The sequence below is a fragment of the Bradyrhizobium sp. SZCCHNRI20481 genome (assembly GCF_032485055.1).
Lineage (GTDB): Bacteria > Pseudomonadota > Alphaproteobacteria > Rhizobiales > Xanthobacteraceae > Bradyrhizobium.
Genome location: NZ_JAUEUE010000037.1, coordinates 1 through 1,699 on the forward strand (window position 1 = coordinate 1; position 1,699 = coordinate 1,699).

1 protein-coding gene is annotated in these 1,699 nt (G+C 63.7%); it reads right to left on the reverse strand.

What is annotated here, in order from left to right; translation table 11 throughout:
- Window positions 1-1,699, reverse strand: a 1,699-nt coding sequence (locus QX132_RS32980) for a condensation domain-containing protein (RefSeq protein WP_316163877.1), incomplete at both ends; no start/stop codon positions are given.

A 1,699-nucleotide genomic window follows, 5' to 3' on the forward strand; every position in this document is an offset into this window, starting at 1 on the left:
TCAGAGACGGCAATATCGTCGGCGGCACCGCGCGCACCGTGTCATTCCACTCCGCCAGCACCCGACGCCGCTCCGCCACGTCGAGAATGTCGATTGCGCCAATCGGCTGATCCGGCGCGGCGGTTGCAGATTCGAGCAGGCGCACCAAACGCGTGGCGATGGCTTCGACGGCTTTCCGCTCGAACAGATCCGTACTGTATTCGATCGTGCCTTCGATCCCAGCTGCCCCACCGTGCTGGCCACGACTCTCTGTCAAGATCAAGGCCAGATCGAATTTGGCAGCTCTGCTGCTCATCGGTTGCGGGACGATGGTGAGACCGGGCATATCAAGGCTGAGCGTACCAGCGTTCTGTAACGCGAGCATCACCTGGAAGAGCGGGTGGCGTCTCAGAGACCGTGTCGGATTGATCGCCTCGACGAGGCGCTCGAACGGCAAATCCTGATTCGCGTAGGCATCGAGATTGGCGGCGCGCACGCGATCCACCAGTTCGCGGAAGCTTGGATTTCCAGCGGTGTCGCTGCGCAGTACCACGGTGTTGACGAAAAATCCGATCAAGTCGTCGAGCGCGTGATCGCTGCGCCCCGCCACCGGACTGCCGATTGGGATGTCCGTACCTGCGCCCAGCCGCGTGAGCAGCGCAGCGAGGCTGGCTTGGAGCACCATGAAGAGACTGGCCTGCTGTTCGCGCGCCAGCATCAGCAGCCCCTGGTGCACTTCGGGGGTGATCTCGAACGCGACAGTATCACCATGATGGCTGGGAACAGGCGACCGGGAACGGTCAACCGGCAGCTCCAGTTGCTCCGGCAGGCCATGCAGCGCCCTCTTCCAATACTCCAACTGGCGCGCGACCGGGCTCTCGGGATCCTCCTCATTGCCGAGCAGCGCGTGCTGCCAAAGCGTGTAGTCGGCGTATTGCAGGGGCAGCGGCTCGAAGACAGGCGCGCGCTTCTCACTACGCGCAGCATAAGCGGTAGCGAGATCGCGAGCCAGCGGCCCGAGCGAAGCTCCGTCGCCGGCAATATGATGGATCAACAGCAGCAGAACCTGGTCGCGCGGCGCGAGGACGAAGAGATCGACGCGGAGCGGCGGTTCGACGGCGAGATCGAAGCCGCGGCTCGCGGCCATGTTGAGCGCCTGGGGAAGCTCGGCCTCAGTGGTTGCCGCCACCGCGAGGATCGGCCGAGCGATTTCAGCATCGAGGATCAGCTGGCGGGGTGTGCCCGCCGTCTCCGGGAAGACGGTTCGCAGACTCTCATGCCGCTCGATCAAATCGGCGAGGGCGGCTTCGAGGGCGTCGCGATCGAGGGCACCGCGAAGACGCAATGCGAGCGTGAGATTATAGTGTGGGCTTTGTCCTTCGAGATGGTTGAGGAACCACAGGCGACTTTGCGCGAACGAGAGCGGGATCACCTCCGGACGAGGGCCCGGCCGAAGAGTCGGTCGTGCTGCCGCCTCGGCCTGATCGAGCCGTTCAGCGAGCCCGGAGATGGTCGAAACTTCAAACAGCGTACCAAGCGGCAGCTCGACCCCGAAAGCAGCACGGATTTTCGAGACCAAATGCGTCACGAGCAGCGAATGGCCGCCGAGATCGAAGAAGTTGTCATGGATCCCGACGCGCTCGAGCCCGAGGGTCTCGGCAAACAGAGCGCAGAGTTTCTCTTCGCGTGGTGTCCGCGGCGGGGTGTATTCGGTCACGGG